This is a genomic window from Elusimicrobiota bacterium, from assembly GCA_016788905.1.
Lineage (GTDB): Bacteria > Elusimicrobiota > Elusimicrobia > FEN-1173 > FEN-1173 > JADKHR01.
This window is the reverse complement of sequence record JAEURZ010000001.1, coordinates 115,050-135,620: the sequence shown is the minus strand read 5'-3', so window position 1 is coordinate 135,620 and position 20,571 is coordinate 115,050. Positions and strand designations below refer to the sequence as shown.

General features: G+C 53.9%; 19 protein-coding genes. 7 read left to right on the top strand and 12 right to left on the bottom strand.

What is annotated here, in order from left to right; translation table 11 throughout:
* Nucleotides 1-14: 14 nt before the first annotated feature.
* Complete coding sequence (locus JNK54_00500) at nt 15-635, top strand: carbonic anhydrase (GenBank protein MBL8022748.1); 621 nt, start codon at nt 15-17, stop codon at nt 633-635.
* On the opposite strand, the gene JNK54_00495 is transcribed toward JNK54_00500, so the two are convergent.
* The 10 genes from JNK54_00495 to JNK54_00450 all read right to left on the bottom strand — a co-directional run bounded on the left by JNK54_00495 (nt 630) and on the right by JNK54_00450 (nt 14,035).
* Nucleotides 630-1,235, bottom strand: coding sequence for a LysE family transporter (locus JNK54_00495; GenBank protein MBL8022747.1), 606 nt, complete (start codon nt 1,233-1,235; stop codon nt 630-632). The genes JNK54_00500 and JNK54_00495 overlap by 6 nt on opposite strands.
* Before the next feature lie 172 nt (nt 1,236-1,407).
* Nucleotides 1,408-1,968, bottom strand: coding sequence for an OmpA family protein (locus JNK54_00490; GenBank protein MBL8022746.1), 561 nt, complete (start codon nt 1,966-1,968; stop codon nt 1,408-1,410).
* 15 nt (nt 1,969-1,983) lie between these two features.
* Nucleotides 1,984-2,358, bottom strand: a complete 375-nt coding sequence (locus tag JNK54_00485) for a hypothetical protein (protein ID MBL8022745.1) — start codon at nt 2,356-2,358, stop codon at nt 1,984-1,986.
* Entirely contained in the window at nt 2,355-4,259 is a 1,905-nt protein-coding gene (locus JNK54_00480) for a SpoIID/LytB domain-containing protein (protein ID MBL8022744.1), read from the bottom strand. The genes JNK54_00485 and JNK54_00480 overlap by 4 nt, the downstream gene beginning before the upstream one ends.
* A 178-nt stretch (nt 4,260-4,437) precedes the next feature.
* Nucleotides 4,438-5,787, bottom strand: coding sequence for a sigma-54-dependent Fis family transcriptional regulator (locus tag JNK54_00475; GenBank protein MBL8022743.1), 1,350 nt, complete (start codon nt 5,785-5,787; stop codon nt 4,438-4,440).
* Nucleotides 5,788-5,794: 7 nt separating this feature from the next.
* Nucleotides 5,795-7,597: a HAMP domain-containing protein gene (locus JNK54_00470; protein MBL8022742.1), complete on the bottom strand. Its 1,803-nt coding sequence runs from the start codon at nt 7,595-7,597 to the stop codon at nt 5,795-5,797.
* 154 nt (nt 7,598-7,751) lie between these two features.
* Complete coding sequence (locus JNK54_00465; protein MBL8022741.1) at nt 7,752-9,755, bottom strand: hypothetical protein; 2,004 nt, start codon at nt 9,753-9,755, stop codon at nt 7,752-7,754.
* Nucleotides 9,752-12,322, bottom strand: a complete 2,571-nt coding sequence (locus JNK54_00460) for a DUF2339 domain-containing protein (protein MBL8022740.1) — start codon at nt 12,320-12,322, stop codon at nt 9,752-9,754. Before JNK54_00460 ends, JNK54_00465 begins: the two co-directional genes overlap by 4 nt.
* Complete coding sequence (locus JNK54_00455; protein MBL8022739.1) at nt 12,274-12,747, bottom strand: hypothetical protein; 474 nt, start codon at nt 12,745-12,747, stop codon at nt 12,274-12,276. Before JNK54_00455 ends, JNK54_00460 begins: the two co-directional genes overlap by 49 nt.
* Nucleotides 12,748-13,450: 703 nt before the next feature.
* Nucleotides 13,451-14,035 (bottom strand): TetR/AcrR family transcriptional regulator, encoded by a 585-nt coding sequence (locus tag JNK54_00450; GenBank protein MBL8022738.1) that lies wholly within the window; start codon nt 14,033-14,035, stop codon nt 13,451-13,453.
* A gap of 260 nt (nt 14,036-14,295) precedes the next feature.
* On the opposite strand from JNK54_00450, the gene JNK54_00445 reads away from it, so the two are divergent.
* The 3 genes from JNK54_00445 to JNK54_00435 all read left to right on the top strand — a co-directional run bounded on the left by JNK54_00445 (nt 14,296) and on the right by JNK54_00435 (nt 16,399).
* On the top strand, nt 14,296-14,814 hold the full coding sequence (locus tag JNK54_00445) for a hypothetical protein (GenBank protein ID MBL8022737.1): 519 nt from the start codon (nt 14,296-14,298) through the stop codon (nt 14,812-14,814).
* A 350-nt stretch (nt 14,815-15,164) separates the two neighbouring features.
* On the top strand, nt 15,165-15,893 hold the full coding sequence (locus tag JNK54_00440) for a pirin family protein (GenBank protein ID MBL8022736.1): 729 nt from the start codon (nt 15,165-15,167) through the stop codon (nt 15,891-15,893).
* Nucleotides 15,894-16,015: 122 nt separating this feature from the next.
* Nucleotides 16,016-16,399, top strand: a complete 384-nt coding sequence (locus JNK54_00435) for a DUF2784 family protein (GenBank protein ID MBL8022735.1) — start codon at nt 16,016-16,018, stop codon at nt 16,397-16,399.
* A 9-nt stretch (nt 16,400-16,408) separates the two neighbouring features.
* On the opposite strand, the gene JNK54_00430 is transcribed toward JNK54_00435, so the two are convergent.
* Nucleotides 16,409-16,963 carry a hypothetical protein gene (locus JNK54_00430; GenBank protein ID MBL8022734.1) on the bottom strand — a complete coding sequence of 185 codons (555 nt, stop codon included), beginning with the start codon at nt 16,961-16,963 and terminating at the stop codon, nt 16,409-16,411.
* Nucleotides 16,964-16,992: 29 nt separating this feature from the next.
* Nucleotides 16,993-18,609, bottom strand: a complete 1,617-nt coding sequence (locus tag JNK54_00425; protein MBL8022733.1) for a BamA/TamA family outer membrane protein — start codon at nt 18,607-18,609, stop codon at nt 16,993-16,995.
* A 105-nt stretch (nt 18,610-18,714) separates the two neighbouring features.
* On the opposite strand from JNK54_00425, the gene JNK54_00420 reads away from it, so the two are divergent.
* Genes JNK54_00420 through JNK54_00410 form a run of 3 tightly spaced genes read left to right on the top strand, consistent with a single transcriptional unit; the run spans nt 18,715 to nt 20,567 of the window.
* A complete protein-coding gene (locus JNK54_00420; protein ID MBL8022732.1) occupies nt 18,715-19,458 on the top strand; it encodes a YebC/PmpR family DNA-binding transcriptional regulator in 744 nt (247 codons plus the stop codon).
* 3 nt (nt 19,459-19,461) lie between these two features.
* Nucleotides 19,462-19,956, top strand: coding sequence for a crossover junction endodeoxyribonuclease RuvC (gene ruvC / locus JNK54_00415; protein MBL8022731.1), 495 nt, complete (start codon nt 19,462-19,464; stop codon nt 19,954-19,956).
* Nucleotides 19,953-20,567, top strand: a complete 615-nt coding sequence (locus tag JNK54_00410) for a hypothetical protein (GenBank protein MBL8022730.1) — start codon at nt 19,953-19,955, stop codon at nt 20,565-20,567. Before ruvC ends, JNK54_00410 begins: the two co-directional genes overlap by 4 nt.
* Nucleotides 20,568-20,571: the final 4 nt, after the last annotated feature.

The window sequence follows — 20,571 nt, the reverse complement described above, 5'->3', positions numbered from 1 at the left end:
TGAAAGGAGAAACGATGATCTCTGGTCTTGAAGCCCTTGAGCGGTTGCGTTCGGGGAACAAACGGTTCATGTCCAATGCCCAAGAAGGGGGAGCGTATCTCACCCCGGAACGGCGCGCGGCACTGACCTCAGGGCAGGAACCCTTTGCCATTATTTTGGGGTGTTCGGATTCTCGGGTTCCGGCCGAGCTGGTGTTCGATCAGGGACTGGGCGATCTCTTCGTGATCCGAGTGGCCGGAAACATCGTGGCCCCTTCCCAGGTGGGGAGCGTCGAATTTGCGGCGGCTCGGTTTGGAACGCGGTTGGTCGTGGTTCTGGGGCATTCTCAATGCGGAGCGGTCTTGGCCACCCTCGACGATTTCAAGGATCCCAACAATATCCATTCCCGCAACATGCGTTCCATCATCGATCGGGTTCGCCCATCGGTCGCTTCCCTGATCGGGCAGGGGCTTGCGGTGGAAAAGTTGGTGGGTGAATCGGTTCGGGCCAATGTCCGCGCGTCCGTGAATCAATTGCGTCACGGGTCCTCGATTCTGGAATCTCTGATCCTTAAAGAAGATTTACTCGTTGTGGGGGCTGAATATTCCCTAGAAACAGGCCTCGTCGATTTCTTCGATTTGCCGAACCCCTCATAACCACAGTTCAACCAAACCGAGAGCAATCAATAAATAGCCGGTGGCTCGGTCGGCCACAAGGGTCACGTGGGCTTCATTGAATTTCTTTTTCCTTTTCCAATGTTGAACACTTGATCCCAGGGCGCCCCAAAAAAGTATAACTCCAAATCCGGCTCCGGCTCCCGTGGCCAAGGCTTCCGTCATTGTGGGGGTTCTTGTTTTCATGGCCAAGAGCAAAGAACCATAAGCGGCCCAGAGGCCTGGGTTCGTTAAAACAAGACCAGCCGGCCATATGAACCTCCAGGTGGGACGCTCCCCATGTCCCAGTCGTTTTTCGTCTTTCTCAAAAAACAAGAATCCAATTCCTGTCACCACAAGAAGAACTCCCGCGACCCCATGCAGAAATCCTGAGGTGTCCCGAAGCGCTGGGGAGGCCACATGCAATCCCCACGCGGCCACCCCCGCAACCAGCCCCTCCGCAAAGGCCATCCCTGCGGTCGCCAGGAGGCCTCCGCGCTGACCATGGCGGATCCAAGACCGAAGCACCAAGATCCCCGCCGGACCGGCTGGTAAACTAAATAGGAGTCCCGCGCAACACCCTTTGACAAACGATTCAAACATCTTGTTAACACCTCTAACCTGAAGGACTCGTCTTGCGACTGTCTTCTGGGTTCAATTTCGGAGGCCCACCTCCTTCCGGTTTCTTCCTCTCTCAGAGAACACGCGTGATCCCCAGAACCCGGATTGTTTCTGGGGTTTCTGGGAGAGATCATCGCTATCGATGATCCCAACTTTACATTACGAATTTGTGAAGAGGAATTCGAATACTATTTTTGGCTCTGACAACTGTAACGGCGCGTCGATTCAAGTGCCAGCAGCTTTCTTCGGAACGAGAACAAGCGGGTTTTTCCTCCCCGTAGGAAACAGTGGAAAGGACCTTCTTTGGAATGCCCAGAGTCTCATAATATTTTTTTACGGCATTCGCTCTTCGTTCCCCTAACGCCATGTTGTATTCAAGTGTGGCCCGCTCATCACAATGCCCCTCAACAAGCACTTCAAGACCAGGCACTTCTTTAGAGAGGATCTTGAGAACCACCCCGTTCCGTTTCAAGGCCAATCGCGCGGATTCGGTGAGGTCTGCCCGGTCGGTGACGAAATAGGCAGGTTCGAGGTTGGGAACGGATGCCCATTCCGTTCCGACCGAAAGACTCGGAACTTCTTTTGCAGACGCTGTCTCCCTTGAATCATCTTGATTGGAGGAAAGCGTCTGATCCGTGTCCAGTTGAGGGGCTCGACGTGTTGAACACCCTACAGAAATAATCACACCAAAGAGAACGGTCAGGAATGTTTTCATGGGTTATGGACTCTCCTATTTTCGTTTTTGATTTTGGATTGGTTTTACAGGTGTCTTTTTAGGGGCCGTTGATTTCTTAGCCGCTGCGGCGGCTCGAATGGCGTTTTCTTTGGCTTCAACGGAAGCACTGAGAGCCTCGGAATTGGCCTGGGCCGCGATTTCTTTAGCGGTCCCGTATTCTTTTTTTGAAAACTTTTGATCCGCCGTGTTTATGTAACTCTTGGCTTGGCTCAGAGATTTGACGGCAAAACGTTCCGCCCCGGCTTTTTCTGCAGCGGCAATATTTAACCGTGCCTCATCCATGGCCAGGACAGCCGCTTGTTTTCCCCCTTCACAACCCACCAGGGCAAACCCGGTCATAGCGAGAATTCCCATCCATTGGTATTTCATGTTTTTCTCCTTTCTGTTTTAATGATTTGCGCTTCTGGAAAATAGTGTGTCAAAATTTCAGTGAAGGATTGTCCGGCGAGGGCCCGACCGGCTCCGCCGGATTGACAGAACCCCACGCCGTGCCCCCACCCTTGCCCGTGAATAAGGAATGAAAACACGCGATCGCTTTTGAATAGGGGTTCAAGGGTGAATAATGTACTTCGCAGAGAAGCCATCCCCAATAGTCTCCGAATATCCGATTCTTTCTTTAAAACCAATAGGTTTTTGGTCCCCTCGATCGTCAACTCGGTGACTCGACCGCTGGGACCGCGGGCGGTCACCTTCACGGTTTTAAGGTCCCCAATGTCTTTCAATCTCTGGGCTCTTTCGGCCACGTCCTCAGCGAGAGAAAACCTGACCCACTCGGATTTTACGCCTTCCGTATAGATCGAAGGACCGCAATAAAAATTATTTTGGTTCGCAGCGGTGTCGTCCTTTTCTCTGCGGTCGGGGGTTCCGGTCCAGTAAGGAACGGAGCCCCACCCGATTTCCGATCCCGTTTGACTGTGTCCTCCGCAGTTGCTGGAATACACCCCGTGCACGGGGTGGCCCTTATAAATCAAAGAGTCCCCTTGCGTGGCATCCACCGCGGCGGTGGTCCGGGCTTGTTCAAGGGGCACTCCCCCATACACTTGGCAATGTTGTTCGTCACAGATATCGTACCCGTGGGATCGGTGCGGTTTCCGGACATCCCTTTGAAAAAAGGCATACGAACGGGCGAGAACCGCTTGGGCTTTTAACGCCTCCAAAGGGAATCGAGCCGGCATTTCAGCCGGCACCACGCCGTAGAGATACGATTCCATGGGGAGACAATTGATCACATGGAACCCCGCGGCCCCAGGTCGGATTTCCACTGTGCCGCGAACCTCTCGATCGGCAAATCCGGACCAGGAAAAACCGACCGCGATGGAAAGGTCCCTAAGAATAATGGTCTGATCCCGTTGGTCCGGCTGGAATGAGACAAACCCCTTCTTGAGCGTTTTTTGTTGATCGGGTCCCTCCAGGAGGACCCCGTTCTCGGAGAAAATCACACGCCACGGTTCTTGGGCTCCGCCCTTGGCGAGGACATTTCCTTCTTCATCCACCCAACGAAAAGATCCCGCGCACTGGAGAGTGACACTGGCAAGAATGACGCTTTGTCCCCGTCCGTCGGTCCCCAACCCGACGCGGAGAATCGGTCCGGAGTTGGCGGGAGGGGGTGCGATGACCGCGCGGTGATCCAACACTTTGCGACGTGGGACCATTTCGGAGGGGGGTTTCGTTAACCGCGCCGTCAGCTTCTCCTTGGCGGTTCCAGCGAAGGCGTTGCGTGGATCAACCGAAAGAATACGGTCATAATCCCGCCAAGCGTCGTCTATGGCCCCCGTGTTCTCGCGAAGCCGTGCCCGGTAGGGGCGGACTTCGGCAAAAAGCGGGTCGGCTTCCAGAACCCGGCCATACGCCGTCATCGCTTCTGTGGATCGTCCTATTGATTCGAGGGCGCGTCCCTCAACGAAATGGGACATGGCTTTCCAGGGGCCTGTGGCTCCTCGAACGGCCCAACGGAGAGCATCTTCCCCGTTTCCCAGTTCCCATAAAGTAAGAGAGTACCCCACCGCGTCCCGGGGAGAAAACAGGGGGTCTCGGGAAAGCAATTTAAAAAGACGTTCGGCATTTTCGAGGTCGTAGTTTTGGAAATAAGACCAGGCTAACTTTGATTCAATCCCTTCTCCCTTCTTGCCGTTTTTTAAACAATCCTGCAAAGCCTCAACCCGGCTTTTAAGTTCGGAGGGGGTGGTGGGGGAGGGGATCGCATCCACACATGTTTTCCCTGAAGAGGGAAGGATGAATCCGGCCAGGCTTAATATCAGTCCAAACTTCATATCTTTTACTCATGGCAACTCTCTGGCCAAGAATAAAATACGAATTAAAGAAGAATAATGAGGAATTTCGTGGAAAATGGGGGTACTCTTACCGCGATGTGGGGTAAAAATACCCCAACAAACCGATCAGACCCTCGAGCGTATGGCCGAAAAGGGGATGCTGGATGAGATTTTCGTTTTAAACGGATCGGGGGATGTTATGTCTCTTTAGTAAGTCTTGAAAATTTTTACGATCCATGCCGGCTATTTCGGCGGCCTGGGAAATGTTTCCCGAGGTCTCACGAAGGAGGGTGGAGATAAATTCCTGTTCAAATCGGTCAAGAATCTGCCGTTTGGCTTCCCGGTAAATCTTCGATGGGGGAAAGGGGGGAGGCGAGCGGGTGACGTTTTCCTGCTTTTCAAAACTGAGGTGTTCGCCTTGGGCCATGGCGACGGCTCTCTCCACAGTATTTTCCAATTCTCGAACATTTCCAGGCCATGGGGATGACACCAGGCCGTCCATCGCCTCCGGAGTGAACTGGTGTTTGGACGTGCCGGTCCGAAGGGCGATCCGTTCCAAGAAAAAATTAACGAGGATCGGGATATCTTCACGCCGTTCTCGAAGAGGGGGGAGCGTGATGGGGACAACGGCCAGTCGGTAAAAAAGATCTTCCCGAAAGCGCCCTTCCGCCATTTCCGTACGGAGATCTTTGTTGGTCGCCGCGATCACCCTCACATCGACGCGATGGGGCTTCGCTCCCCCTAAGGGGCGGACTTCTCTCTCTTGGAGAAACCGAAGAAGCTTGACTTGCATGGGGGGGGGCATTTCACCCACTTCGTCTAAAAACACCGTTCCCCCTTCCGCCTGATCAAGCAGGCCCGCCCGGTCTTTTGTGGCGTCTGTAAAAGCGCCCTTCACGTGGCCAAACAGTTCAGATTCAAGAAGCGTTTCAGGAAGAGCTCCGCAGTGGATGGCTTGGAACGGATGCTCAGCGCGGGCGCTGTTGCGGTGAAGGGCCCGGGCGGCCAATTCTTTTCCCGTTCCGCTTTCGCCAAACAGGAGAACGGTGGTGTCCGATTTCGCTAATTGGCAAATGATTTCATGAACACGTTTCATGGTCCCGCTCGCTCCCACCCAAAGATCTAAACCCTCTCGCCCCGCCAGGGCATGACGCAAACGATGGTTTTCTTCACGTAACCGTTGCTTTTCCAGAACACTTCCCAACACAGATCGAATTTCCTCATTTTTAAAAGGTTTGGTCACATAATCCGCGGCCCCTTTTTTCATGGCGCTCACCGCCATGTCCAATGTTCCAAAAGCGGTCATGAGAATGACTGGGGTTTCGGGGGAACGGTTTTTGATCGCTTCCAAAACGCCGACCCCATCCACTTTAGGCATTCGAACATCGGTCAGCACAACATCGACGGGGTTGCGATTGAAATCCGCCAAGGCTTTGATCGGTTCTTGGTAAACGCGAACACGGTACCCCGCGTCTTCTAGAACGGTGGAAAGCAGGCGTCCCATGCCGGGTTCATCATCAACGACCATGACGCTTTCATGGGGTGGGGACAGGGGAATCCTCCTTGAGTGGAAGAGGGAGTCGAATCGTGAAACAGGCACCACCGGAGAGGGGGTTTTCAGCCCGCAGGCTTCCTCCGTGACGTTCAACGAACGCGTAGCTGAGCGCGAGTCCCAATCCGGTTCCATTTTCCTTTGTGGTGAAAAAGGGGGTAAATATTTTATGTAAGGATTCCGGAGGGATCCCTGGCCCCGTGTCCCTGATCTCCACGATGGCTTCTGCCTCGTTGCTGTCGAATGTGATCGTCACCTGGCCTCCCCGTGGCATGGCCTGGCAGGCATTAAACAAAATGTTAAGGAGAACTTGTTTCATTTGATCACGGTCGAGGTTGAGGGGAGGCAGCTGGGTCTTCACCTGTATGGCGAATCCCACTCCGATCGGGTTCGCTTGGGGCAAAACAAGGGCAATGGTTTCGTCCACCAAAGATTCCACGTCCACCAGAGACGTGTGGGGTGGAGCTTGCCGGGCAAAGCCTAAAAGATTGGCCACCAAACTCTGACACCGCTCTGTTTCTCGAAGTATGTCTTCCAGATGCGCCCGGTTCTTTCCGGTGAGGGGTGCGTTGTCTTTCAGGTGTTCGGCAAATCCAGAGATCACGGTGAGCGGATTGTTGATTTCGTGGGCCACCCCGGCGGCCAGTTGTCCCACGGCGGCTAGCTTTTCATTATGGGCCAAACGTTTCTCTGCGGTGGCGGCTTCCTCGATCATGCGCCGGAGGCGTGCGGTCATTTCATTGAACGCTTTTCCTAAAGCGCCCAATTCGTCCTGGGTGGTGACAGGGACGGTGGTCCCCAAATTTCCGGACGTTACGCGACGGACACCTTCCGCCAAGTCGGCAAGGGGGCGAGTGAGGAGCCAAGCCAACAACACGCCCGCCACCACGGAAAGACACAGGATGAGAATGAAGATGAGGCCCAATACTGAAAACATTTTTTTGACGTACACGTAGGATTCGGAGGCCGGTTGGCGAACCACAACACCCCATCCCGTTCCGGCCACTGGAGCGTGGGCGGCCACGACGCGGATGCCTTCCGCGTTAATGAAGTCCGTCACCCCCGGTCCTCTTTTTTTGGCCAACTCTTGAACAGGGGGGTTTTGTCGGATGTCTTCAAAAAGACGGTTCTGTTGAGGATGAGCGATAATCTGCCCCAAAGCATCCACGAGATAGGCGTATCCGGATTTCCCAATTCGAATTTCTTCTATGCCCCCCAGCGAATGGTTGTTAAGCAAAACTCCTGCGGTTAACACTCCTACCGGGTGCCCCTCCACACGAATGGGGGCGCTAATTCCCACCGCGGGTTCCCCCGTCTCAGAACGATAAACATCGGAAACAACAGTGCCCTCCGAGCCTAAGCACGGGCGAACAAAAAGGTCGAGGGCTGAGTTGGGAAAAAGCCGTTGGGTGTCTGGTTCCGCGGCGTCGGTGAGGAGAGCCCGGCCATTCAAGTCCCAGAGGATCAGCCCGTCCAGCAACTCGGTGACTTTAATCACAAGGGTCAAGGCCGCGAGGCGTCCTTCCGGATCATTGTTTTTGATTTCTGGGAGTTCGGCTGTGGTCTCCACCGTTTTCCGCGCTTTGGTTAAAACTTCTTCCACCTGAGCCGCGATATTTTTTGCGATCACCAGCTCGTCTTCTTGCTTTTGACGTTTAAGGGCACGGGAGGTCTGGTCGAAAGTTAAATAACCAGTGACCAAAAAAGCAGGAATCAGAACACCAACGAAAGCTCCCACCATCTTAAACCGTAATCCCGAAAAAAGGCGCAACCGCGAGAGACCCATAGGAGAATTATATCATCCGTTTATAGAGAAGACGTTATGCCTTCAAAGGGGGGCCGTGAGGTCGTTCTGAAAAACAGGCCCCCAAAAATCCAATGGTAATCCACCCCGGAATCGTATGGGTGCAGATAAAGGATGATTTCCCCACCGACATTTCTTAGTGACGAGGCGGACTGGGTTTGGATTCGTTGGTGGGCAACAGGGAGCGAAGCACCCATAAAAGAATGATGGCCACGAATCCCAAGAGGAACCAAAACCCTATTTTATGCGCGCTGTTTCGTTTCTCCGTGCTCCACGGAAGGCCCCTTAAGCGTTCCTCTTCACCCAGGGAGGCCTCCTCGCGGTCGGCGGTCAATACGTTCTGGGATACCACGGAGAGGTCATAGCGGGGCCAGTTGGCTTGAGGGTTCCCATAGTAAAGCCAGAGGGGTGAGCCGGGGTCCGTTTTGAAGACGATCCCAAAAGTTTGGTAATGAATTTTAAATCCATTCAGGGTGAGGGGGGCATTGTCCCCGTTGTCCACTTCAATGACCAATCGGTCACCCATCGGGCCGCCCTGAATAAATAGGAAACGCCGCCCGGTCCCCTCGTTCGCTGTGCGACCCCATTCGGTCTGAGCCAGAATCGCCTTTTGTGATTGGCCACGAGGGTCGGCCTTGGTTTCATACACCGTTACCTTTCTCTGAAAAATCGTTTCCTTGACGAAACATTCGATCGCCCCGACCGGCATCCGGTTCTGGGGCAAAAGGAGTTCCCAGCGACTCTTTCCATTTTCCTCTTCGAGCGGTTTAACTGTCGGGACTGTGGAACGCCAAACGGGAGTGCGGTCCAAGAGAAAGGGAATCTGTTTTCCTTCCCGAATAAGACGGAGATCCCGCCCGCTCGGGTCCGCGACGGCTAATAGAGTTGGAGTCAACTCTACCCGATGGAACCCGGATTTGGAAACGGAGACGGGAGACCTCCGAGCCCAGGGGGAAACATCCAGGGAAGCTCCCCATTCCGGCAATTCAGGAAGAATGTCGATAGTTTGAAACGTGGGGTTGGGTTCCAAAGGACCAGATCCCGCGGATTGAAAGGGCCCTTTAATCAATTCAGGCTTAAGGCTGACTAAGTCATAAATCGGTGCGGCCGCCCGGGGGTTCCCAAGGGCGAGACGATATGTCCCAGGGGCTGACCCACGGAAAATGAGATAGGTCGGAAGGACCGTCGCGTGAACGGTGTCAATGGGGATGGGGGGATTCCCATTGTTTTGGATCACCAGGACCACTTCGCGGGCTCGAACGAGGTGGCCGACACGAAGATCGGTTTTTTTTGTGTTTTCAAACCCTTCTAAAGCCACGCGGTAGAAGGTTCCTGCCGCTAGAGGCCATTCTTTAATGGCTTGGCCCGGGAAGTCCCCGTCGGTTCGCACCCCCCGCACGCGCAGGGAAACGGATCGTTGAAAAAGAGGACTCTGGCTTTCCACAGAGAGGTCTTCAATGAATATGTTCCTCCCCGGAAGCTCGAGGCGCAGGCGGGTTTCGGTGGGCCCTTCTTCTCTCCCAAGGAAGCGGAGGGGGACCGTTTGGGCCCCTTCCGCGGGTCGGCCAAGGAGACGGACAGCGGCCCGAGTCCAGGGGACAGCCGGCGATTTTTTATCATCGATCTTGATGATGAACGACGTCGCTCTCACGGATGGAAATTCAATGGTCAGGTTCTCCACTCCAGGGGTTTCGCGAAAAAGAACCTGGTTCCGGGCCAAAGTTTTCCAGGCACCGGAAACCTGGGCTTCCACCTGAACCCCTTTCAGAAAGGGGCCGACCGGTCCCGCCAGAGAGACCGCGTTGACGACTGAGCCTGGAATCAAAGAAAAACGAAGAACGGTTTGTGTGTCCTCGATCTCCGATTTAAAATTATCCCCTTTCGACCATTTTTCTTCTTCTCGACGAGGTTCATCCAGAAGGTAGGGCACTTCTTGATGGTGGGGATCGAACAGCCGGAGGTCCTGGCGATCGGGAGCGGCATGATTTAAAGTTTCCGGTGGGACGGCCCATCGCACCATTCCGGGCTGAGCCACGGTGAGGGGTTGATGATGGGACCATTCGTCCGGATTCGAAAGGGCCCAAAGAGGGAGGGACGCGAGGGCGATCGAAATCAAGAGTGCGCCAAGGGGCCTGTTCATGGTTTCTTCTCCTCCCGGCCCCGAAGGAACCGTTGATAAAGGAAAGAGGAAAGAATGAGAACCACCGCCAGCCCAACAAAAGCTGCCGCGCGATACAGAAGGGTCAGTCGCCACACATCGTGGAGAAAGAGTTTCCCAATCGTGACAGCGAGCAAGGCAAAACTCGCGCGACGCGCGCCGAGGGAGTCTTTCCAAAGGCCGACCACTAAAAGGGCAAGGCCGAAGAGACCCCATCCCAAGGTATAGCTCATGTCTTGCGTGAGGGAGCCCCGCAGGTTAAAGGTGAGGGTGGTCCCGGTGCTAAACCAATCGGCGATTTGAATGTTCATGAGCAAGAATAGAAGGACAATCCCCATGGCGTTCAATCCTGACCGGAAGGAAATTTCGGGCCTTGTTTCGTCCGAAGACGCCCCCTTCTCCGCAGCCGAGGTTTGCCAAAAGCGGGCCGCGAGCAACAGGCACACCGTTGTAACGCCATACGCATACAGATACCAGTTGAAGAAAGGTGTTCCCGTACGAGGATGGTAGGCGAAAACGGTGGGGTTGGCGGCCAACCGCACAAAGGCGATGGTGAGCAATGTCCCTCCCCACACTTTCAGTCCGGGGTGAGGGACCCGACCGAAAAGCCACACCAGGGCCATCCCTTCCAGGGCCCATCCCAGAGTAATCCACTCCCGATCGAATTGGAGGGGAAAAATAAGGCTGATAAAGAAGAGGGTGACGCCCCCGAACGCGGCCAGAAGGGTTTGTTTTCGAGGAAGGCTCTCCGAGGGATGGCGAATGATTTCCCACAAAGAGAGGGAGTAAAGGACGGCCAATCCGGCTGGCAAGGCCCCTAGGGTGTTCGTTCCGAAAAGGGTGGAATAGGTTTTGTATAGAAAGAAGAAAAGGATGGGGCCTGCGGCGGCGGAGGTCATCCAGGATTCGAACAGGGCCCCAAACGATTTGGAAAGAAAAGGTAAAGCTAAAAAGACAGCCAACGTTCCTGTGTACCAAGGCAACACGACCCACGGATCGCTGAGAGAAAAGAGTTCTCTATGCCAGACGAATTGAAGCAGGGCCATACTGATCAGACCCATGGGGACCAGGATCCCTGTCCGTGCGCCGCGCCGAATCGCAAGGCTGAGGAGCAAAAGGATTAAGAGAGCGCCCACCCCGAAAACAGGAGCTGGATTGGTCAGTTTGAGATGGACAGCCGCTTGCCCCAGGAGCAAGAAAGGCAGAAGGCATCCCAAAGCGGGAAGGGTGTCCGCCAATTCTGGTGGGAGCGCCCAAGCTTTTTGTTCCTTTGGAGATCCTTCTTGGTTTGTTCTTTCGTTCCTTTTCAGGAACCACAGTCCGGCCCCAAAAAACAGAGCCGCTATTCCGCCGATCACCAGAAGGAGGCTTGGTAAGTCCCCCGAGGAAAGACGGCCCATCCAGAGAGACGCGGTGAGGAGGCTGAGGCCTAGGGCGCCCAGCAGGGCCCAGAAAAATCCTGTGGTCAGGGCGGCCAAAATGGTGACGCCGTTCAAGAGAAACGCCACAGGCCAAAGAAACACGGGAGAAGCTGTTTGCCGGGTCAACGTGAGGAGGACGGGAATCAGGAGGATCACCGGGTAGATCTGGCCCAGGGCCACAGCGGTGGACGATCCACCTCGACGATGGAGGATCACGGCGAACGCGCCGTGCCACCCGCCGAGAAGAAGGATGACCAGGAGAGCGTGCGGCAGGAGCGCGGGGGACAAGAACTGGTTCGTCCACATCATCAGACTGAAAAACGAGATCCCTCCCGCCAGGACATGGTAGCCTTGGAACTTTTCGTGGCGAAGGGCCAATCCCGCCAAAAGGATGTTGCTCAGGATCAAGACGGAAAATGGAACGGTGGGCTGGACGGCCACCGCCGTATTTTTGAGCGCGAAGAATCCCATCCCCACGACCGCGACCAGAGACAGAAGCCCCGCTGAATGAAGAGAATGGGAATCGTTGGGATCGGTTTTTTCCGACATCCGGCGTGCCACGGCAAAGAGGCCGGCGAACCAAAGAACAATACTGGCCGCGGTGGTCATTTTGGAAGCTTCAAAAAACTGCTGGGCCCACCCTGTTTGCATGAGGACGGTCCCCAGGGCTGCGGCGGAGATCAAATACATCCATCGTTTTCGGAGAGCCACCAACACCAACCCCACGTCGAGGAGGGTCACGTAACTGAACAGCCCCAGGGCTTGGTCCACCCCAGTTGAAAACAGGGGCGGGGTCAAGAATCCTCCGAGGAGCCCCAAGATCGCCACATACGGGGAGTCCATCCGGATGGCCAAAAGGAAGGCCACCGCTGTCACGAGCGTCATAAAAGCGAAGGCGGATTCAGCGTTGAGAAGGCCATAAAGAGCGTGGGCGGCAAACGTGTTGGCGTAAAGAATGGCGCATCCCGCAGCGCCCAAGGTTTGCCCCGTCACAGAATACCCGCGTTTGTGCGTATGGATCCCCGCCAGGAGGGCCCCCGTGCCAGCGACGAAGCCGGCCATGACCCGCATGAGCGGGCTCACCCAACTGTGGTCGATACTGTATTTGACGAAAAAGGCAGCGCCCATAAAAAGAGCAAACCCACCAATCCAGCTAAAAAGTTTAACTCCCGTAAATCGGTCCCAATCCAGGGTCGGTATTTCTCCGGAAGAGGGGGGGGCTTGAACCACGGTCGGGCGGGCAGGGGGGGTGTTGTTGGTTCGATGGCGACCTTTTTTTCCGGGTCCCGTGGTTTTTCCGGTGGAATGTTAAGGGATATTCCGGTGAAGGGATCGCTCGGAGGGAGTGGTTCTCGGGGGGGAGGTATTGGAATTTCCAAGGGTTTCGGTGGCGGTGGGAGGGGGTCTCGGTGCCGAAGTTTTTCGAATTCCCGTTCAAGAATGTTCAGCCTTTTTTGAACTGTCCCCACACGAATGAAGGCCAACAGAGCCAAGAGGGGTGTCAGTAAGATGACTCCCACAATTAAAAGCCAAAGTCCGCCCAATCCAATCATGGCTGTTCTCCTTTTGTTTCAGTTTTTTCGGGGATCGGGGTGTTCCCCGATGGGTTTACGTTGGGGTGCAGGAAGAACCCGGTTTTTAAAAATAAAATGATGTTCTTAACCGTTGATTTTCGGAAGAGAAGCAACGTATGCTGGGATTTAATTCGAATGAAATCCGTTGCTCCTGGCAGCTGGGTGCTGGTGAGGGGCACGGACCCGTCATTGTCTTTGGGTGAAATAGGGTCATCGCTTTTTCCCCATTTTTTGCTGCCGGCGATGATCCCGAATGGACATCGTGGCACACCAAGGGATTTCAAGAAGGAGCTATCCGTTCTGAGTTGAAGAATAGCTTTGTCGCCATAAATCCACCGGAATAGTCTGAATCGAAACAACGTATCGATCCATGGGGATCCGTGATTTGGTGGTGCAATCTGGACCAACCGACTCCCCGGAGAGGGGAGATGTTTTGATAAGTAGGTCCGAGCAATAATGGCTCCAAGGGAAAATCCGACAAAATGAATTGGCCCAGGAAAGTCTTGGTTTTGTATGAATGTTTTCAATTTCGCAGCGTATTCTTCAATATTTTTCTCCCGGCTTTTATATCCCCAGTTGTAGACCCTAAATCCTTCGTTTTCAAGGCTTTTTTTTATGAATGTCATAATAAAGGGCCGGTTGAGAATCCCGTGGATTAGAATCACGGATTCCAAGTTCTTCTTTAGTTTTTTAGGGCGCGCCATAGGGACTCCGTGACGGGTTCTGTCTCTTTGCGTAAATCATGGCCAATTGCTTGACGGTAACGAACCACACAAATCCGAATGATTCCCCCCAGGATCAAAGACCCCCCGATAAAGGGGTCCATGGGTCGAAAGGCTTTGGCGGTTTGGCCATCTTTAATGAGGTCCACCACCACGTGCCCTGGATGTTTAAACGTGGAGGGGAATTTATCCAATTCCCTGTGCTCTGAGAGGATAAGGTAGGTGAACAAATCCCTTTCTTCTTCATAGGTCTTAAAAGCGGTCGCTACAAAGGCGCCCAATTGGGCTCGGCCGGGCAATTCTCGGTTAATAAGCGCTGTCAACTCATGTGAGAACTCATTCACATGTGTGGCGAAAATATGGTAGGCCAGGTCCTCTTTACTTTTAAAGTGTCGGTAAAGAGCCCCTTCCGAAACACCGCTTTTGGACGCGATGTCTTTCGTCGTTGTTCCATCAATTCCCTTTTCGACAAACAAGCGAACAGCGGCCCGCATGACCTTGGGCAAAATGGTTTTAACTTTAGACTGTTCCACAATGAAGTGCATTTTTTCTCCTTGCTAGTGATTAATCACTCACATTGTATGTCGACTTCCATTTTTTGTCAAGGGGGGAACTTTTTTCAGTTTCGGGCGTCTAACCAGTCAGGAGGGCAAACCCATGGCCAAGAAATTTGTTAACCCCATCGGAAATTTTATACGCAAGGACTCCCCGCACGGGAAAAGAAAAACTCTCCCTACGTGGGAATTCTTTTACACGGGCACCCTGTGGCGGCTCACGCACGGGCAGAGAGGAAAGATGGTGAACCTTGTCCCGAATACAGTATCCTCCACTTCAGAACGCCATTGAATTGTTTTCGCTTTGGGGAGGGCTCTTGCAAGAACGAGGGAAAGAAGTGATCCCAGGACTGGCTGTTTTAATTACGAACATGATTTTATTTCTAGGAACCGTTCCTTATTTCCTGAACAAGTTCCATCATCATTGGATCATCCCAGTCTTCGCTGCCGGGTTGCTCTTTCAATCGATACTTTTTGTCCGATGGGACCCGTCATGGATCAAGCCGGCATTACGTGTGGTCATGAGTCTGGGGCTCTTGATGGGGGCACTTCTTCTTTGGAGGCAATTCTCAATGTTTCAATGTTTTCGACATTGCGAGGGGCGTCTTACTGTTGGACTTATTTTACTATCAGGGACGTATGGGGTTGCCTGGCGCTTTGGTCCATTTAATAAATCACGATTATTATCGAGAACCGCCCTGGTGTTTTTGGTCTGGGCCCTCATCGTTTTGGCAATTGGGGTTAAGCATGCCACATGGAATTTTAATTGAATAGTCCCTTCCCAAAAATTCCGTCCATAGTTCCCGCTGCGACCCGCACTTTTCTGTTCGTAAAAAACCTATTTTTTCGGCTCTTATTAGCGGCTCTGCCTCCCCATGTGCCGGGAGCTTTGCGACAGGATGATGATCCTTTAGGCCAAATCGGATTAAAAGGTAAGGTGTTATTGCACTGGTTCCCCTGATTCCCCCTACTTCAATCAGTTGCCCTCAATGTCAATCATGCTATTTGAGTAGATATCGCTCATGTTTCATGGTAAATCTGGCCCTTTCTTTAGGTTCCCCACCGGCTGGCAGGGGGAACTTACTGGTAAAAAGAACGTTGGATAAATTGGGAGGGGTCTATGAAAACCCAAACGGATTCTAACGTATCCATTCGCCGAGCCAAAGACCGGTTTCACACCCGGATGGATTGGCTGGATTCTTGGCACAGTTTTAGTTTTGGGTCCCATTACAGTCCCGACAACACCCATCACGGACTTCTCTTGGTATCCAACGATGACATCATTCTGCCAGGTACCGGGTTTATGACCCATCCGCACCAGGACATGGAAATTGTGACCTGGGTTTTGGAAGGGGAAATCGAACACCGGGACTCGGAAGGAAACCAGGGGGTGATCACCCCTGGTTTGGCCCAGCGGATAAGCGCAGGCACAGGAATTTGGCATTCGGAAATGAATCCCAGTTCCACTAAACCCGTGCGGCTTATTCAAATGTGGGTGCCACCGGATACGCGGAAAATTCAACCTTCCTACGAGCAACTGGACATTTCTCGGGACCTCGCTGGGGGAGGGCTGGTCCCGGTGGCGTCAGGAAATCCCAAAGGCGCCATCGCCATTCGCCAAAAAGGAGCGACTCTCTGGGCGGCACGCCTCTCCCCAGGGAAAGGTGTTTTAGTCCCAGAAGCTAAATTTTCCCACCTGTTTGTCGCGAAGGGGGAAGTCCATTTGGAAAACGCCGGAACGCTTGCCCAGGGAGATTCGGTTCGTCTCATGGATATGGATCAACAAAAGGTTGTGGGGGGTGTCCCGGGGGCTGAAATATTAATCTGGGAGACCGGAAGATGGGGATAAACGCCATGGGGTGTTTCCCTCTCCTGTTCGAAGGATTGAAAACCGGTTCTTCAGGCTTGAATTCGTTCTCAAAAGACCCTATGCTCTGAACAGGAAGGTTTGATTCATTTCGGAGGGGTCTCGTGTTCTGGAAACTTACCGCAGATTTCGTTGCTTTCATTCACGCCCTGTGTGTGCTGTTTATGTTGTTGGGACCTTTGTGGGGGTGGCGAAGACCGTTCTGGCGGGGGACTCATCTGGCTCTTTTGTTTGTGGCCGTGGTGTTGTGGAGTTTTTATTGTCCGTTAACCGTTGTTGAAAATCTATTGCGCAGTCATTATGATCCCAGCGTGGGGTATCAACGGGGGTTTTTGGAACACCTTAGCCCGATCATTGATCTGGAGAATCACGGTTCGTTGATCGCCTGGGCCATACGCGGTTGGTTGGTGCTGTGGTCCGTGATCTATGGGATCCTGTGGGTGAGGGAAGCCCGCGGTCATTCTTTCCCATCCCGGACCTCGAACTAAGACGGAATATTACTGGGGGGCTGGGATTTCTTCTAAATGTTCGGGAAGTTGAAAGCGATTTCCCGTGGACGCGTTAATGAAGGAAAGGATTTTTTCTTGGTGGTCGGGGAGTAACCACGAGAGTGGAAGCCACACTTCATGACCATCTTTAGATTTTAAGATGAGGGACGATTTTTCGGTGTTGGGTGTGCCGGTGTCAAAACCGACTGTTTCCGTTTCCGCCCAATTTATCTTGGCCTGACCGTTTGAGCTGTTGACGGAAACTCCTTCCAGCCCGAGTTCCCAAGTGGAAATCTGGGGAGGAATATGGGCAAAATAAAGAAGAATCCCACAGACGAGGGAGATCACCGGAGCTCCGATTCCAAACACGCGTGGACTCCAGTGAATGTGGAGATGCCGGTCGGCAAACTGGCTCACGAACCCCCTGAAGAAAAAAAGGAAAGGCAAGACCGCCAAAAGGAACAAGGAAATGTACGTTATCTCTCCAGGGAGTGTGGCCCCTGTCCATTGAACCGAGAGGGTCCCGATCTGTTGTGTGATTTCGTATTCGCCCGTGAGTGCCATGAGGTGTTTATTCTATCACAGCCTGGAGGTTAAAACACCTGCCCTGTCCCAAAGGTGTAGACCGGGGACCGGCTCCCTTCTGTCGAACGGGTGGGCCACGCCACATCCAAACGGATGACCTGTCCCAAACTGGCTCGCGAGAGATGAAAACGAAGGCCGGCGCCGTAATCGGCGCGAAGATCCCCCACCACAGGGGCGGTACCTCGGGGCCAGGCGTAACCCACGTCGGCAAAGGCCACGGCCCCGATCCCGAAAAGTTTGAAGACCTCGTCCACGACGAACAATCGGTTTTCGATGTTGGCCACCAAAAGGCGATTCCCCGCAAACTGGTTTAGAGGGTATCCCCTTAATCCCGAATCGCCTCCTAAAAGGAGTTGGGAGTCCGAGTCCGGATTAAGGATTTGTTCCCAGGATACGCGGCCCGCCCAGGTGCTCCAGGGCCGAATCCGATTGTAATATTCGAGGTCGAAGCGAGTGTCTGTGTCTTTCCATCCCTGTTCATAACGAGCCTTCCCTAGAATTGTTGCCAAACAGAATTGCCCCGGACGCCACAGATGCCCCTGGGAAAACTGGGTTTGAATGAAGGTCGCGTTTTGGGCTCCCCGGCTCCAGCGGGATTGGGAGATGCCTACGTTTCCCTCCAAAGCCGGGCCCAGATTAAAATCTTCCTCGCGTGAATAAAGCCGAATGTGGTTTTCTGTCACGAAGGCCATTTTTTGCCATTCGAAGTGCGGTCCGAAAAGATGATAGACGGAATCGTCGGAAAGGCGGTTGGCGTTTTCCCCATCAAAAAGTTCTCGGTGAAGGAAACGATAACCGAACCCCAAGCGCCGAACGCGAAGGGCGGTTGACCCACGGGAGAATTTAAAATGCCCTCCCAGTTCCCGTTCCTCGCGCGTGAAGCGAGCCACTTCAGATCCCTTTTCATAAAGGAGGGAGTCGCTCTTTTCGTAGGATCCCAACGTCTTAAATCCGAAGGGTGTTACGCTGGCGGAAAATGGTTTTTCAAGGGCCAAGGACCTGGAGGAACCCTCGGCGGTGTCCGCGTAATTCCCAGACAATCGCAGGGGCGTCCCCCACAAGGCGGGGTCGTCGTAGGAGAAGGATCGGGTCACCAGATCAGGCTCTCTCTTGTAGATAAATCCAACAGATTTTCCATACCCCGAGAGATTACGTTCGCGGATCCCGATAACATACTTCTTATCGTTTCCTGAACCGGAGGCGCCCACGAAGGGCTCTGTGGTCCAGGTGTCTTGGGTTTCAATGATCACGTCGACGGTGTCGGGGCCCACGGGAACGGGACGAACGCGAATATCCCGCAGGCGAAGAATGCGTCGAAGCGCCCGTTCCGTTTCTTTGGCAATGATGGGGTTGAATGCTTCCCCTTTCTTAAACAGCAACTGATGGTAAACCGCGCTTTCCTTGGTCAGCACGTGAAGGCGATTGATGGTGCGATACAAGAGTTTGTTTTCCGACGGTACGGAGGTGTCGAAAATTTGACGGCGCATGATGTAAATGTTTTCGATCCGATAGCCCTCGAAGGTCGGTTCGCTGGCGGTGGCCGGCCCCGCCAGAACAACAAGGCACACCCCCGCGATACACCGTGCGCCCCATCGAAGGGGTGGGAAAAGGAATCGGTCCCGCATAATTTTTAAAGTATAACGGTTTTCCCCGGAAGGAAGAAGGCGTTGTCACTCGGAATCCGATCTGGTAAGATCGACATCACACCGTTTTACGAAGGAGCGACTATTATGTCCGGTCACAGCCGATGGGCAGGGATTAAACACAAAAAAGGGGCGTTGGACGCCAAAAAAGGGAAAGTGTTCACACGCATCGTCCGAGAACTCACCATTGCGGCGCGAACCGGGGGCGGGCTCCCGGAAAATAACCCCCGGCTTCGGAAAGCCATTGAAGACGGTCGGGCCGCCAACATGCCCTTTGATAATGTGAAGAAGGCCATCCAGCGGGGAACCGGCGAAATCCCGGGCATGACTTTTGAGGAAGTGAGCTACGAGGGGTATGGGCCTGGTGGAGCCGCCGTTTTCTTTACGGGGACGACCGATAACAGGAACCGGACCAGTTCGGAAATCCGAAAAGTTTTTTCCTCCCATGGGGGGAATTTGGGTGAATCCGGGTGTGTGGCGTGGATGTTTCAGTCCAAGGGTCAACTGATCATCGAAAAATCGGTTTGGCAAGACGAAGACAAATTGATGACCGTCGCCCTGGAGGCCGGGGCCGAAGATATTAAGTCCGATGACCCGGAGATTTTTCAGGTTCTCACGGCTCCCGCTGATTTCGAGAAAGTGAAAGCCGCCCTTGAGGCCGCTGGGGTTCCCCTTAATTCATCGGAAATTACTCTTCTTCCTTCCACCACGGTGACTCTGAAAGACGGGGCGGCCCGACAGATGGAAGGATTAATGGAAGAGCTCGAAAACCACGACGACGTTAAGGACGTTTACACCAACGGCGATATTGAAGCCGGGGGTGAGGGTTAGGTATTGAAAGTCCTGGGTGTCGATCCCGGCCTCGGGACAGTGGGCTGGGCGGTCTTGGAAGCGGACGGGCGGGAATCCTACCGTGTGTGGGGCTATGGGGTAATTGAAACTCCCAAAGGTCGGCCCTTGGCAGAGCGGGTGTTGTTTTTGGCCCGTGGGTTGCGGGAGATCGTTGCGCGGGAGTGCCCAACCCTAGCCGCGGTGGAAGACCTTTTTATTGCCAAAAACAGTCGTACCGCCGCTTCGGTGGGGCATGGCCGGGGAGCTATTCTTCTCACCCTGGCCGAGCTCGGGTTACCCATTCATGAATACAATCCTCGTCAAGTGAAAATGGCCCTCACCGGGTATGGTGCCGCGGACAAATCCCAAATGCAAACGATGGTCCAGCGCCTTCTTCGTTTAAAAACCATTCCCAAACCCGACGACGCGGCGGACGCGTTGGCCATTGCCCTGTGTCACATCAATAGTGCTTCCTATATGGCTGGGGTGACCGCGTGATTGCCACCCTCCGGGGTCCTCTTGTGGAACGTTCGGATCACAGCTGTGTCATCGAGGCCGGTGGGGTCGGTTATGACGTGACGCTTTCCACCGCGTCGGCGCTCCGGTTACCGCCCGTGGGGGAGGAGGTCCGATTGTTGGTGGTGGAATCGGTGGCGATGTACGGGGGGGGGACTTCGTTGTATGGGTTTCTCAGTCCGCTGGAAAAACAGGTGTACCTTGTCTTGCGCGAAAATGTTCCTGGAACCGGGGCCAAAAAAGCCCTGGAACTTTTGGATAAGGCCGCCAAATCTTTGGCGGATTTCCGCCACGCGGTTATGAACAAGGACCCCAAATCTCTCGTGGTCCTTTTTGGGTTCACCTCCAAGACGGCGGAGAAACTGGTGGCCGCTCTCCAGGGCAAGATGGAATCTCTCTCGTTGCCTGGGGGATCTCCTGAGACGGAACCGTCCTCCGCCTTTGAAGAGGCTGTGGCGGGGCTCGTCAGTTTGGGGTATCGAGAACCGGCCGCGCGGCAAGCCGCCCAGTCCGCCCGGGATACTCTTGGGGGCCGGCCCACATCCCAAGATATTTTGAGGGAATCGTTGCGACACTTGGCGGGAAGAGGCTAATTCA

Coding starts and splice junctions, on each gene's coding strand:
- JNK54_00490 (MBL8022746.1), bottom strand. CDS start 1,968: ATGAAAACATTCCTGACCGTTCTCTTTGGTGTGATTATTTCTGTAGGG.
- JNK54_00450 (MBL8022738.1), bottom strand. CDS start 14,035: ATGCACTTCATTGTGGAACAGTCTAAAGTTAAAACCATTTTGCCCAAG.
- JNK54_00480 (MBL8022744.1), bottom strand. CDS start 4,259: ATGAAGTTTGGACTGATATTAAGCCTGGCCGGATTCATCCTTCCCTCT.
- JNK54_00430 (MBL8022734.1), bottom strand. CDS start 16,963: ATGGCACTCACGGGCGAATACGAAATCACACAACAGATCGGGACCCTC.
- JNK54_00460 (MBL8022740.1), bottom strand. CDS start 12,322: ATGGGCGCTGCCTTTTTCGTCAAATACAGTATCGACCACAGTTGGGTG.
- JNK54_00475 (MBL8022743.1), bottom strand. CDS start 5,787: ATGGTCGTTGATGATGAACCCGGCATGGGACGCCTGCTTTCCACCGTT.
- JNK54_00440 (MBL8022736.1), top strand. CDS start 15,165: ATGAAAACCCAAACGGATTCTAACGTATCCATTCGCCGAGCCAAAGAC.
- JNK54_00420 (MBL8022732.1), top strand. CDS start 18,715: ATGTCCGGTCACAGCCGATGGGCAGGGATTAAACACAAAAAAGGGGCG.
- JNK54_00455 (MBL8022739.1), bottom strand. CDS start 12,747: ATGATTGGATTGGGCGGACTTTGGCTTTTAATTGTGGGAGTCATCTTA.
- JNK54_00465 (MBL8022741.1), bottom strand. CDS start 9,755: ATGAACAGGCCCCTTGGCGCACTCTTGATTTCGATCGCCCTCGCGTCC.
- JNK54_00500 (MBL8022748.1), top strand. CDS start 15: ATGATCTCTGGTCTTGAAGCCCTTGAGCGGTTGCGTTCGGGGAACAAA.
- JNK54_00425 (MBL8022733.1), bottom strand. CDS start 18,609: ATGCGGGACCGATTCCTTTTCCCACCCCTTCGATGGGGCGCACGGTGT.
- JNK54_00485 (MBL8022745.1), bottom strand. CDS start 2,358: ATGAAATACCAATGGATGGGAATTCTCGCTATGACCGGGTTTGCCCTG.
- JNK54_00495 (MBL8022747.1), bottom strand. CDS start 1,235: ATGTTTGAATCGTTTGTCAAAGGGTGTTGCGCGGGACTCCTATTTAGT.
- JNK54_00470 (MBL8022742.1), bottom strand. CDS start 7,597: ATGGGTCTCTCGCGGTTGCGCCTTTTTTCGGGATTACGGTTTAAGATG.